The sequence below is a fragment of the Kibdelosporangium phytohabitans genome (assembly GCF_001302585.1).
GTDB lineage: Bacteria > Actinomycetota > Actinomycetes > Mycobacteriales > Pseudonocardiaceae > Kibdelosporangium > Kibdelosporangium phytohabitans.
Genome location: NZ_CP012752.1, coordinates 7,506,018 through 7,518,703 on the forward strand (window position 1 = coordinate 7,506,018; position 12,686 = coordinate 7,518,703).

Genomic DNA, 12,686 nt, shown 5'->3' on the forward strand with positions numbered 1-12,686 from the left:
GGCACCTGAGCACCTCATCGGCCGCTCGCGGGCCTGGATGACCCGGCTGCCCTGGGCCGCCATGGCCGCGACCGGGGTGACGCAGTACGCGTTCGGCTCGCTCGTCCCCCAGCTGGCGGACCGCGGCTGGGGCGTCGCGCAAACAGTGTGGTTGCTGGCCGTGTGGACCGTTTTCCAAGCGGTGGCCGGGTTCCCCACCGCCTACTTGCGTGAACGCGGGAAACTCGGGCCGCGGGCGGTGATGGTGCTCGGTGCCGCGCTGCTGCTCGCCGGGCTGGTCTCCCTGGCGCACTTCGATTCGTACGTCATGGCGTTGCTCGGCTACTCCGCGCTCGGTGGCACCGGCGCCGGACTGGTCTACGCGACCTGCACGTCGACCGTGGCGAAGTGGCACCCGGAACAGATGGCGCCCCGCGTGAGCTTCGTGACCGGCGCCTTCGCGTACGGCGCGGTCCCGTTCGCCGTGGCTTTCCTGTTCACACCGCCCGCCATCGCGTTGGACGTCACCGCCGTCATCGTCGCCACCGTGGTGGCTGTGACCGGCCTGTTCTTCCGTGACCCGCCGGTCAACTGGTGGCCCCCGCACATCAACCCGCGGGAATGGGCCGTGGACCGCAGGCGCAGCCCGTCACGAGCCGTGCGGCAGTTCTCGGTACGGGAGGCGTTGCGCACCGGCGTTCTGCCGTTGATGTACTTGGTCCTGCTGGCCGCGAGCGCGGTTTCGCTGTTCACCGTCACGTTCTTCGCCGTGCTCGGCGCACGCATGGGCGTCGGTCTCGCGGTGGTCGCGGTCGGCATGGCCGTGGTGCTCGGCGCGAACGGCGCCGGGCGGTCGCTGGCGATCCGGCTCTCGGACAGCTTCGGGCGCAGGCGCGCGATCGGCGTCGTCCTGGCCGCCCAAGCCGTGGGACAGGTGTTCCTCGCGGGGGCGGCGGCGTCCGGGTCGGTTTTCCTGCTGCTGGTCGCGGTCACGCTGGCAGGCGCGGGCGGCGGCGCGTTCTACCCGCTGTTCGCCAGCCTCGCCAGGGAGTACTTCGGCGACGAGCACGTCGCCAAGACACACGGCGTGGTCTACAGCGCCAAGGCGTTCGGGGGCGTCCTCGGGGTGGGGCTCGCCGCGCAGGCCGTCGCCGGATGGGGATTTCCTGCCGTTTTCCTCGTCTCCGGGCTGATCGCCAGTGGATCAGCGATACTGAGCGTGCGCTTGCGCCGTCCAGGCCATGTGTCCACGCTTCCCATAATGTATGTTGTAGACACAACGATATCGTCGTCGCTCGGTTCGGGAGGACCCCGGTGAATGAGCCCGTGATCCAGCTTCCCGAGTCACTGGGGAGCGGCAAACGGGGTGGTCGTGGGGCGTTGAGCGGGGCCGCCACCCAGCGGGTCGAGCGGCCCGCTCCGCTGCGCGAAGCCGTCCACACCGCGTTGATCGAGCTGATCATCAACGGCACCCTCCAGCCGGGGCAGCACCTGGTCGAACTGGAACTGGCCCAATACCTGGGAGTCAGCCGCCAGCCGGTGCGCGAAGCGTTGCAACGCCTGCAAACCGAGGGCTGGGTGGACCTGCGTCCCGCGCAGGGCGCGTTCGTGCACACGCCGACGGAAGAGGAAGCCGACCAGCTGCTGAGCGTGCGGTCGGTGCTGGAGACGCACTCCGCGCGGCTGGCAGCGGGCCGTGCCACGGACGAGGAGATCGCGCGGCTGTGGGAACTGCAGCGCGAGGGCGAGGCGCTGGTCGAGGCCGACGACCCCGAAGGGGTGACGGCCGCGAACGCCAAGCTGCACGCGTACATCACCCAGATCTCGGGCAACGCCGTGCTGGCCGAGCACATCGCGTTGGTGGAGCGCCGGGTGCGGTGGTACTACCGGCCCATCGCCCGGCCCCGCGGTCACGACGCGTGGAACGAGCACGCCGAGCTGATCAAGGCGATCGCCGCGCACGACGCGGACCTGGCGAGCATGATCATGAACCGGCACACCGAGCGGACCCGGCAGGCGTACCACGACCAGCGCGTGGCGGAGGCCGAACAGCAGAAGCAGAAATGATCCTGCCCGGGAGTCCGGAGATGGCGGACTCCCAGGCAGGCAGTTCCGTTACGAGACAGCGAGTTCCCCGACCGTGGACGGCCGCGTGTCCGCATTGCGCGCGTGTCCCGGCTGCTTGAGGAACAACGTCAGCACGGCGGACACCAACGCGATGCACCCGGCCAGCACGTAGGCGCCGGTGTAGCCCCACGCGGTGACGACACCCGCGGCCAGGCCACCGCCGCCGATCCCGCCCACCAGCTTGGCGCTGTAGACGAGGCCGTAGTTGGAGGCGTTGTTGTTCTCGCCGAAGTAGTCCGGTACCAGCGCGGCGAACAGCGGGTAGAACGCACCGCCGCCGAAGCCGTTGATGAACGCGAAGACCATGAACAGCCACAGGTTCCCGGTGTTGCCCGCGTAGAGCACGCCGAACTGCGCCACAGCGGCCACGAACAGCACGAGGGTCAGGGTCTGCCGCCGCCCGAGTTTGTCCGACAGCCAGCCGCACAGGCCGCGGCCGACACCGTTGACGACAGCGAGCACACCGGCCGACGACGCGACGATGAACGGGCCGAACCCGCTGACCTTGGCGAACGGCACCTGGAAGTTGATGCCGAACAGCGAGACACCGCCGATGATCACCAGGCACACCCACATCAGCGGTAACATGCCGGTCCTGACCGCCTCCATCGGCGTGAACTGCCGTACCGCAGGCGGGTTCTTGGCGAGGGTCTTGTTCTCGCCGCTGTTCCACGTCAACGGGTCGACGCCGGCCGGCCACCAGTTCTTCGGCGGGTCGCGGAACAACAGGCCGGACACGCCCACCACCACGAGCATGTAGAAGCCGACCAGGTCGAGCACGAGCGTGAAGTTGTCCGGGGTGAAGACGTACGAGAAGACGAAGATGAACGGCACTGTGCCGTAAGCGAATCCGCCGTTGACGAACCCCGTGCGGGCGCCGCGCTTGTCCGGGTACCACTTGCCCACCATGTTGATGCAGGTGGCGTACACCAGACCGGCGCCGATCCCGCCGAGCACCGAGTACCCGATGAACGCGAGGACGAGGTTGCCGCTGTGGGCGATGGTGAAGTAGCCGGCGCCGCTGCAGATCGCGCCCGCGACCATCGCCGTGCGGGCCGTGACGATGCCCTTCTCCCTGAGCCTGCCCGCCGGGAAGGCGACGCCCGCCTGGAACACCGCCCAGACGCTGGCCAGCCAGAACGCGTCGTTCAACGACCAGCCGTGCACCTGCTCGAGCGTTTCCTCCGCGGCGCCCCAGCCGTACTCGAAAACACTGACCGCCATCATCGCGAGCCAGGGAAGAAACACCATCCACGCCCGCGAGCGCCCCATCAGGTCCTCTGGCGTCTCACCGACGCGGTACACCCGCCCGTTGGAGTCCGTGATCTGCTTGAAACTGGTCGCCATGCAAGTCTCTCCCCGCCGAATCACTGGAGAATCGGATTGGATTACCGCGCCTGCGACCGCAGGCAGGCGTTTTCAACGCACGCCAAACGCCCGGAACAACGGCGCCACCCGACTCGGCGACACCGCCTCCGACCACGCCCCACTACGGATTGCATACTGAATGGGGTCTATTTCGATAGTGGCCCTGATCACCACGGATGTCCAGGAGTGTTTTCCTGGAATACCGAGCAATGCGTTCAATCACGGAAAACGGGACATATCCGTGTCGCCGAAAGCAGGTTTGTCCGATTGGTCGCGCCGAGGCGTTTTACCAAACGTTGACTCTCCCTTTTGCAATGGAAGACCTACCCCCTTGGTCTGCGGTGGCCGGGAGACCGGACCGACCCACCGCCCACCCAGTGTCGCCGCCACACAGGCCTGCACAGTCGAACGGGCAACGACACCACGACCCCGGAGCATCTTCCGGTTGTCAGCGGCGTCAGCGGGTACACCCTCTTGTAAAGGCGAACGTGATCAAATCGGGCATTTGCGACTAGCAGACGCAAGCCGGACAAGCAATGCCAAGGGTGACAATTTAGTCACTTTGAGTGATGTGACTCGGTACACCGATCCGGATGGCCGTACGGATTGTATGCTGTAGGCAGTCGACCGCAGCGGTCGGCAGGCCACAGCGAGGAGGAGTGAAGGCAAGATGAGCAGGATCCGGGAGATCTTCGAGACTCTCGCCCGCGGTCCGCTGGGCGCATCCGCGGACGGCGGCACGATGGGCGTGGGCCTCATGGCCGCCATGGCGCGGGCCGAGCGGGGTCTCTCCGAGGAGGTCGAGACTTACCTGCGTGGCAGCAACGACACCGAAAAGGCAGACGCCGAGACGCACTGACGTCTCGGGCATCCGCCTCTTCGACCGGCCGCGGGTACCGAAGCCCCTGTCACAGGACGAGGACACCGATACCCGCCCTGGCCTTCAGGGTCAGTCAGCCTCCGCCGTTGACGGTCACCGATTCCGGCTCCGTTGGTTGCTTCGGGTCGCGCCGAACCTTGATCAAGCTCGCCACCGTCGTCACTGCCAGTGTGCCGAGGATGATGCCGAGCGAGACCAGGATGGGAATCTCCGGCGCCCAGCTCACACCGTCATGGTGCAACGCCTCGAACACGAGCTTCACGCCGATGAAGGCCAGCACGACCGACAGCCCCTTGCTGAGGTAGACGAGCTTGTCCAGCAAGCCGCCGATCAGGAAGTACAGCTGCCGAAGCCCCATCAGCGCGAACGCGTTCGCGGTGAACACCAGGTAGGGCTCCTTGGTGAGGCCGAAGATCGCCGGGATGGAGTCGAGCGCGAACAACAGGTCCGTCGTACCGATCGCGATCATCACGATCAGCATCGGCGTGACGACCTTGCGCCCGTCTACCCGCGTGGTGATCCGCGCCCCGTCGTAGGAGTCCGTGGCAGGCAGGAACCTCTTGGCAACACGGAGAACCACGTTCTCTTTGAACTCGTCCTCGTCGTCGTCCTGGTGGCGCACGAGCTTCCAGGCCGTGTAGATGAGGAACGCACCGAAGATGTAGAACAGCCAGTCGAACCGGGAGACGGCCTGCGCACCCACCGCGATGAAGAGACCCCTCATCAGCAGTGCCAGGACTATCCCGATCGACAGCACCTTCTGCTGGAACTGCTTCGGTACGGCGAACGCTCCCATGATGATGATGAACACGAACAGGTTGTCCACCGAGAGCGAGTACTCGGTGACCCAGCCCGCGAAGAACTCACCACCGCGTTTCCCACCGGCGAACAGGGTCACGCCGAGTCCGAAGAGGATGGCCAGGCCCACGTACGCCGAGACCCACAGTGCGCACTCCCGCATCGAGGGTTTCCGCGGATTGCGCGACACCAGGTAGAAGTCGAACATGATCATTGCGGACAGGCCGGCCACAGTGACCAGCCAAACCCAGGTGGGGATGTTCATCATCGTGACTTGCTCGCCTCCCGCCTGCGGTTACGGGCCTCTCGCGCCTCCCACATGACACGCGCATGTGCGGCGTAGCGATCATAGACCCGCGCCGCCGCGGGATTGTGGCCGGACATCCGGTGCCACCAGCGGGGCGCCAGGCGTTCGTGCGTCCAGAGGAACCCGATCGCGAATCCCGCGCTGACGATCCCCTGGTATGCGACGAAACCGAGGACATCGGGCGGGATGCCGGGCGTACCGGTCAGCACCAGGCGGGTCAGCACCTCCTGCAACAGGCGTGCGAGGGGGAAACCGACCAGCCAGAACGAGCAGGCGGGCGCGAAACCGCCCAACCGCACCTTGCCGGCAGCGAGCAACATGCTGTAGGCGGCGCCCAGCACACCGAGCGGCAACGCGAGCGCCAACGCCGCCACCATCGCCCAGCCGATCGGCTGGCCGACGATCAGGGCCATCAGGCCCGCGACAGTGCCCGCCACGAAACCCACGGCGAAACCGGGCAGACCCACTTCCATCCACTCGCGCGCAGCGGCTGTGACGATTCTCTCCATCAGCCCACTACCACCCCGAAGCGGAACAACGAGTAGAACAGCATGCCGAGGTAGAACACCGCACCGAAGCCGATGACGGCGTTGCTCCACCACTTCGGCCTGATCGGTTTCGGCAGCATCTTGTTGTTCACCAGCAACAGGACCACGCAGTACGAGCCCATCGCGAACGTGGACAGGAACGCCAGGATGTCCAGCACCGACTCGGGTCCGTCAGCGGGCCCGAACAGCAGGACCATGATACCGAACATGATCACACCCCACAGGAAACCCGCGTAGAGGTGTGACATCTTGAACCGCTTGGCGCCCTTGACGAAGAAGTACGTCATGTCCGCCTGGCCGCGGGAGAACGAGTCGAACAGGCCCAGTGTGGCGTTCAGGCCGATCAACGCGATGAAGCCGAAGAACAGCCCACCGAGCACCGGCCCGCCTGCCTGGGCGAACGCGTCCGACATCGCCGACAGCGCGGCGTCGCGGTCACCGCCCTCGATCAGGGTCTTGACATCAGGGTTGGCCCGCGCGGCCGACTGGGCGAGCACGGTGAACGAGATCGTCACCAGCATCGTGATGCCCCAGAACAACAACAGGGCGTCGAACGTGACCCAGCGGCGCCACCCGCGCCACTTCCGCATCTCGTCCGGGTCGTCCGTGTCGAACATGAACCCGCGGTTGGGCATCTCCTCTTCCTCGCCCGCGTGCCGCAGTCCCCGCAGTTTCGGGATGTGCGAACCCATCCCGGCGCCGCTGTCGCGAAGATGCAGCGTGTACCACATCTGCTGCATCCCGGACGGTCCGGCGAACGCGATCGCGCCGACCACGATCGGGAACCACTGGTCGGTCATCGCACCGGACGGGAAGTAGCCGAACGAGAACATGCCGCCGATGGTCGACGCCAGGTCCGACCAGTTGCCGACCATCGACGCGATCACGGCCGTGCCGACGACCAGCAGGCCGATCAGGATCGCGAGCACGTTCTCCAGCAGGTTGTAGATCACCCTGGCGAGGCTGAACAGAATTCCCACCAGGACAAGGGCGACGCAGGCGGTCACCACCCACGGTATGCCCGTGATCTCCTCGAACGCCGCCGCTCCGGCGGACAGGTGCCCTGGCCAGATGTAGACCAGGATCGCCACGACGAAGAAGAACCACATGATCGGTTTGAACACGCGCGCGGCACCCGTGAAGATGCTCTCGCCGGTGGCCATCGCGTAGCGGGCCATCTCCAGCATGACGACGGCCTGCAGCGTCACACCGATCAGGAACAACCACCTGATCTCGGGACCGAAGACCAGCACGAGCCTCGGCCACATGTAGGACTCGCCCATCCCGACACCGAGCGCGACCAGGAACACCGTCGGTCCCAACAGGTGGATCGACGGAGGTGCCTCGGGCAGGGTGCGGATGGGCATGGGATCGAGCCGACCGGCCCGCCACACTCTCTCCTCGCCGGCGACTAAGTTCGGCCCGGCTGCCGGGGTTTTCGAGGTCTCCATCTCAGACCCCTCTCCTTTGAGGAATATCGATGCACTCCCGGTGGAACCCCCGTTTTCCTCGTGAGTGGTTAGTCCGGTTCTAACCGGACCAACCACTCACGAAGTCTCTTGTGCTACAGCAGGCCCGCTGATCTGGCCCACCGGTACTTCGCGCCCAGCACGGCCACCGGCTTCTCGGTGGTGTACGGGTACGCCACGATGCTCCTGTCGTAGAGATATTCGCAAGCGCGTTCGACCTCGACGTCACCGGCGAGCGACGCGACCACGGGCTTGTCGATGCCCTTAGCCCTCGCCTCCGCCACGACCCGCGCGGTCAACTCGGCGAACACCATGGGGGGCGTGACGATGGTGTGCCAGTAGCCGAGGATCAACGCGTGGATCCGGAGGTCCTCCAGTCCGAGCCGGATGGTGGCCTCGTAGGTGGAGGGTGGTTCACCGCCGGTGATGTCGATCGGGTTGCCCGCCGCGCCGAACGGCGGGATGAACCTGCGGAACGCCTCGTCGAGATCCGGTGGGATGTCCATCAGGGACAGTCCCTCCGCGACGACGGCGTCGGAGAGCAGCACGCCGGAACCACCGGCGCCCGTGATGATCACGACGTTCTCGCCCCGCGGCGCGGGCAGGAGCGGCACGCCGCGGGCGAACTCGAGCATCTCGTTGAGACCGGGCGCCCTGATCACGCCTGCCTGCTTGAGCACGTCGTCGTAGACCTTGTCGTTGCCGGCCAGCGCGCCGGTGTGCGAGCTGGCGGCACGCGCGCCCATGTCGGTACGACCGGCCTTGAGCACGATGACCGGCTTCTTCTTCGTCATCCGCCTGGCCGCGCCGACGAACGCCCTGCCGTCCTTGAGGTCTTCCAGGTGCATGGCTACGACGTTGGTGTTGTCGTCCTGTTCGAAGTACGTCAGCAGGTCGTCCTCGTCCACATCGGACTTGTTGCCCAGCCCGACGATCGCGGACACGCCCATCTTCGTCGACCGGGCGAACCCGAGGATCGCCATGCCGATGCCGCCGCTCTGTGACGTCAGCGCGACGCCGCCCTGCACGTCGTACGGCGTGCAGAACGTGGCGCACAGGTTCTGCGGCGTGTAGTAGTAGCCGTAGATGTTCGGGCCGAGCATCCGGATGCCGCGGCGCCTGGCGATCTCGACGATCTCGTCCTGCAGCTCGTGGTTGCCGGTCTCGGCGAAGCCGGACGGGATCAGCACCGCTGCCGGGATTCCCCTGTCGCCGCACTCCTCCAGCGCGCCGGGCACGAACTTGGCCGGGATGGCGAACACCGCGACGTCGACGTCACCGGGGATGTCCTTCACCGACGCGTAGGCCTTGCGGCCCATGATCTCGTCGGCCTTCGGGTTGATCGGGTGGATCTGCCCGGCGTAGCCGCCGTTGATCAGGTTCCTCATCACCGAGTTGCCGATTTTGCCGTCCTGCTCGGACGCTCCGATCACCGCGACCGCCGCCGGGTTCATCAGCTTGGTCATCACCCGCAGGATCTCGTCGTGCGGGATCTGCGGCTTCTCGGCCACGGCACCGCTCTGCAGGATGATCCGCACGTCCGCGGCGACCGCGCCGTCCTTGGCCGCGAACACCGGGTTCAGGTCGAACTCGGCGATCTCCGGGAAGTCCGCGACCAGTTCGGACACCCGGCGGATCACGTCGGCGAGCGTGTCGGCGTCGACCGGGTCCGCGCCGCGGGCGCCCTTGAGGACCTCGGCGGCGGCGATCCCGTCCAGCATGGACACCGCTTCGGCCTGGGTGACCGGCGCGAGCCGGAACGTGACGTCCTTGAGCACCTCGACGAGCACACCACCGAGCCCGAACGCGACGACCTTGCCGAACGTGGGGTCGGTAGTGGCGCCGATGATGACCTCTTGTCCGCCGCCGACCATCTGCTGGACCTGCACGCCGTCGATCTGTGCGTCGGCCATGTACGCCTTGGCGTTGGCGATGATCTTCTCGAACCCGGCGCGCGCCGCGTCCGCATCGGGCACTCCGACGAGAACGCCGCCCGCCTCGGTCTTGTGCAGGATGTCCGGGGACACGATCTTCAGCACGACCGGGAAGCCGATCTTCCCGGCCAGCGCGACCGCTTCGTCAGCGGTGGCGGCCAATCCCTCGCCGGGTGTCGGGATGCCGTAGGCGTCGCACACGCGCTTGCCCTCCGGCGCGGTCAGCGCGTCCCGGCCCTCGGCCCGCACCTTGTCCAGGATCTCCCGGACAGTCTGGCCATCGTAAGTCATGGGATCAGATCACTCCGTTCGCGGAGAGCTCGGCCAGCTCCTCCTCGGCGACGCCGAGTTCCTCGACGTAGATGTCCTTGTTGTGCTCGCCGAGCAACGGTGGGCGCTCGACCTGCGCGGGTGAGTCGGAGAGCTTGATGGGCATGCCGACCGTGGTGAACCGGCCGCGCTGCGGGTGCTCGACGTCCACGACCATGTCGTTGGCGCGCAACGACTCGTCGGTGATGATCTCCTTGGTGGACAGGATCGGTCCGCAGGGGATGTTGTGCTTGTTCAGCGTCGCCAGCACGTCCCACTTGCTGTGGTTGATCGACCACTCCTCGATCAGCTGGAACATCTTGTCCAGCTTGTTCAACCGTGCTTCCGGTGTGGCCCACTCGGGGTCGTCGACCAGCTCGGGGCGGCCGATCAGCTGCGTGATCGGCTCCCAGCCGACGGGCTGGACGATCACGTAGACGTAGTCGTTCGGCCCGCCGGGCGCGCACCGCACGGCCCATCCCGGCTGTCCCCCGCCGGACGCGTTGCCGGAACGGGGAACCGTGTCGCCGAACTCCTTGTTCGGGTATTCCTTGAGCGGTCCGTGCGCCAGGCGCTGCTGGTCACGGAGCTTCACACGGGCGAGGTTGAGCACCGCGTGCTGCATCGCGACCGTCACGCGCTGGCCACGGCCGGATTGTTCACGCTGGTACAGCGCGGCGAGAATGCCTGCCACGGCGTGCATGCCGGTACCGGAGTCGCCGATCTGCGCGCCCGTGGCGAGCGGCGGGCCCTCTTCGAAACCGGTGGTGCTCATCGAGCCGCCCATGGCCTGCGCCACGACTTCGTACGCCTTGTAGTGCGTGTACGGGCCTTCGCCGAAACCCTTGATGGACGCGTAGATCAGGCGCGGGTTGAGCTCCTGCAGCTTCTCCCACGGGAAGCCCATCCGGTCGACCGCGCCGGGGCCGAAGTTCTCCACCATGATGTCGAACTTGCCGATCATCCGGGTGAAGAGCTCCTTTCCCCTGTCGCTCTTCATGTTCAGCGTGATGCTGCGCTTGTTGCAGTTGAGCATCGTGAAGTACAGGGAGTCCGCGTCCGGCAGGTCACGCAGCTGCTTGCGGGTGATGTCGCCGGTCGGTGACTCCACCTTGACCACGTCCGCGCCCAGCCACGCCAGGATCTGGGTGGCGGAGGGCCCGGACTGGACGTGGGTGAAGTCCAGGACGCGAACGCCGTCGAGTGCCTTGGCCATGACAGTGCCCTCCTACTTGTACATGGTCTGGTTCATCGTGCCCGGCGCGTAGACCTCGGGATCGACCCAGACGTTGATCAGCGACGGCAGGCCCGACTCGCGCGCACGCAGCAGCGCGGGGCCGATGTCCTCGGGGTGACGGACTTCCTCGCCGTAGCCGCCGAGCATCTTGGCGAACTCGTCGTAGCGGACGTCGCCGAGCGTGTTGCCCACCCGGCCGCGGTCGGCGCCGTACTTGGCGATCTGGCCGTAGCGGATCTGGTTCATCGACGAGTTGTTGCCGACGATGCCGACGAACGGCAGGTTGTAGCGCACGAGCGTCTCGAAGTCCCAGCCGGTCAGCGAGAACGCGCCGTCACCGAACAGCGCGACGACTTCCTTGTCCGGCCGGGCGTACTTCGCCGCCATCACGAACGGGATGCCGACGCCGAGCGTGCCGAGCGGCCCGGGGTCCATCCAGTGGCCGGGCGACTTGGGCTGCACGACCTGGCCGGAGAACGTGACGATGTCGCCGCCGTCGCCGATGTAGATGGAGTCCTCGGTGAGGAACTCGTTGATCTCGTGCACCAGGCGGTACGGGTCGATCGGGCTGGCGTCGGAATGCTGGCGCGGCAAGCGCTTCTGGTACGTCGCGTCCTCGACGCCCCGCAGCTCATCCAGCCACGCCTTGCGGTTGTTGGAACTGGGCGCGCTGATGCGGCCGGACGCGGCCTGGGTGACCGCGGCGAGCACGGCGCCCGCGTCACCGACGATGCCGAGGTCGATGTCGCGGTTCTTGCCGACCGTGCGGTAGTCCAGGTCGATCTGCACGACCGTGGCGCTGGGCGACAAGCGCTTGCCGTAGCCCATCCGGAAGTCGAACGGGCTGCCGACGATGATGATCAGGTCGGCGTTCCGGAACGCGTAGCGGCGGGCCAGCTGCAGGTGGTGCGGGTCGCCCGGGGGCAGCGTGCCGCGGCCAGAGCCGTTCATGAACGCGGGGATGTCGAGCGTGCGGACGAAGTCGACCGCGTCGTCGCTGCCCCGCGTGGTCCAGACCTGGCTGCCGAGCAGCACACAGGGCTTCTCGGAGTGCGCGATCAGGTCGGCGAGGCGCTCGATGTCGGCCGGGTCGCCGATCGAGCGGGTCGACGCGCGGTAGCGTCCGCCTTCGGGGATCCGCGCCCTGGACACGGGTACCTTCGCGTCCAGGATGTCGCGTGGGATCTCCAGGAACGACGGGCCTGGGGCGCCGGCGAAACACTCGCGGAACGCCATCGACACCAGGTCCGCGACGCGCTCGGTGTGCGGCACGGTCGCGGCGAACTTGGTGATCGGGTTCATCATGTCGACGTGCGGCAGGTCCTGCAGCGAGCCCATCTTGTGCTGGCTCAGCGCTCCCTGGCCGCCGATCAGCAGCATCGGGCTCTCCGCGCGCAACGCGTTGGCCACGCCGGTGACCGCGTCGGTCGTGCCCGGTCCGGCGGTGACGACCGCGCAGCCGGGTTTGCCGGTGATCCGGGCGTATCCGTCAGCCGCGTGTGCCGCCACTTGCTCGTGGCGGACGTCGACCACTTCGATGCCCTCGTCGACGCAGCCGTCGTAGATGTCGATGATGTGGCCGCCGCAGAGCGTGAAGATCACGTCGACACCCTCGGCTTTGAGTGCCTTGGCCACGAGGTGACCGCCGGAGATCACCTCGGGCTCGGCGGCACCGTTGGTTGCCTCGATGCTCGCGTTCTCGGGCACCGCCTGCGCCGTTCGCGCCATCT

General features: G+C 66.9%; 10 protein-coding genes. 3 read left to right on the top strand and 7 right to left on the bottom strand.

The genetic code is table 11. The features are described from left to right. The first annotated feature begins 37 nt into the window (after window positions 1-37). On the top strand, window positions 38-1,297 hold the full coding sequence (locus tag AOZ06_RS60510) for an MFS transporter (RefSeq protein ID WP_169799016.1): 1,260 nt from the start codon (window positions 38-40) through the stop codon (window positions 1,295-1,297). After that, window positions 1,294-2,046: a GntR family transcriptional regulator gene (locus AOZ06_RS33740; RefSeq protein WP_054293088.1), complete on the top strand. Its 753-nt coding sequence runs from the start codon at window positions 1,294-1,296 to the stop codon at window positions 2,044-2,046. The genes AOZ06_RS60510 and AOZ06_RS33740 overlap by 4 nt, the downstream gene beginning before the upstream one ends. A 48-nt stretch (window positions 2,047-2,094) precedes the next feature. Here the strand turns inward: AOZ06_RS33740 and AOZ06_RS33745 are convergent, their stop codons facing one another. After that, on the bottom strand, window positions 2,095-3,453 hold the full coding sequence (locus AOZ06_RS33745; RefSeq protein WP_083472103.1) for an OFA family MFS transporter: 1,359 nt from the start codon (window positions 3,451-3,453) through the stop codon (window positions 2,095-2,097). Window positions 3,454-4,144: 691 nt separating this feature from the next. Between AOZ06_RS33745 and AOZ06_RS33750 the strand changes: the two genes are divergently transcribed. Then, complete coding sequence (locus AOZ06_RS33750) at window positions 4,145-4,333, top strand: hypothetical protein (protein ID WP_054293089.1); 189 nt, start codon at window positions 4,145-4,147, stop codon at window positions 4,331-4,333. Between the two features lie 94 nt (window positions 4,334-4,427). On the opposite strand, the gene AOZ06_RS33755 is transcribed toward AOZ06_RS33750, so the two are convergent. The 6 genes from AOZ06_RS33755 to AOZ06_RS33780 form a co-directional block, all read right to left on the bottom strand. Beyond that, entirely contained in the window at window positions 4,428-5,417 is a 990-nt protein-coding gene (locus AOZ06_RS33755; RefSeq protein ID WP_054293090.1) for a TerC family protein, read from the bottom strand. Next, entirely contained in the window at window positions 5,417-5,968 is a 552-nt protein-coding gene (locus AOZ06_RS33760; RefSeq protein WP_054293091.1) for a hypothetical protein, read from the bottom strand. The genes AOZ06_RS33755 and AOZ06_RS33760 overlap by 1 nt, the downstream gene beginning before the upstream one ends. Next, a complete protein-coding gene (locus AOZ06_RS33765) occupies window positions 5,968-7,458 on the bottom strand; it encodes an Nramp family divalent metal transporter (RefSeq protein ID WP_054293092.1) in 1,491 nt (496 codons plus the stop codon). The genes AOZ06_RS33760 and AOZ06_RS33765 overlap by 1 nt, the downstream gene beginning before the upstream one ends. Window positions 7,459-7,571: 113 nt before the next feature. Beyond that, entirely contained in the window at window positions 7,572-9,701 is a 2,130-nt protein-coding gene (locus AOZ06_RS33770; protein ID WP_054293093.1) for an acetate--CoA ligase family protein, read from the bottom strand. A gap of 4 nt (window positions 9,702-9,705) precedes the next feature. After that, window positions 9,706-10,935: a formyl-CoA transferase gene (gene frc, locus AOZ06_RS33775; RefSeq protein WP_054293094.1), complete on the bottom strand. Its 1,230-nt coding sequence runs from the start codon at window positions 10,933-10,935 to the stop codon at window positions 9,706-9,708. A gap of 12 nt (window positions 10,936-10,947) precedes the next feature. Then, window positions 10,948-12,684 carry a thiamine pyrophosphate-binding protein gene (locus AOZ06_RS33780; RefSeq protein ID WP_083472105.1) on the bottom strand — a complete coding sequence of 579 codons (1,737 nt, stop codon included), beginning with the start codon at window positions 12,682-12,684 and terminating at the stop codon, window positions 10,948-10,950. Window positions 12,685-12,686 lie beyond the last annotated feature (2 nt).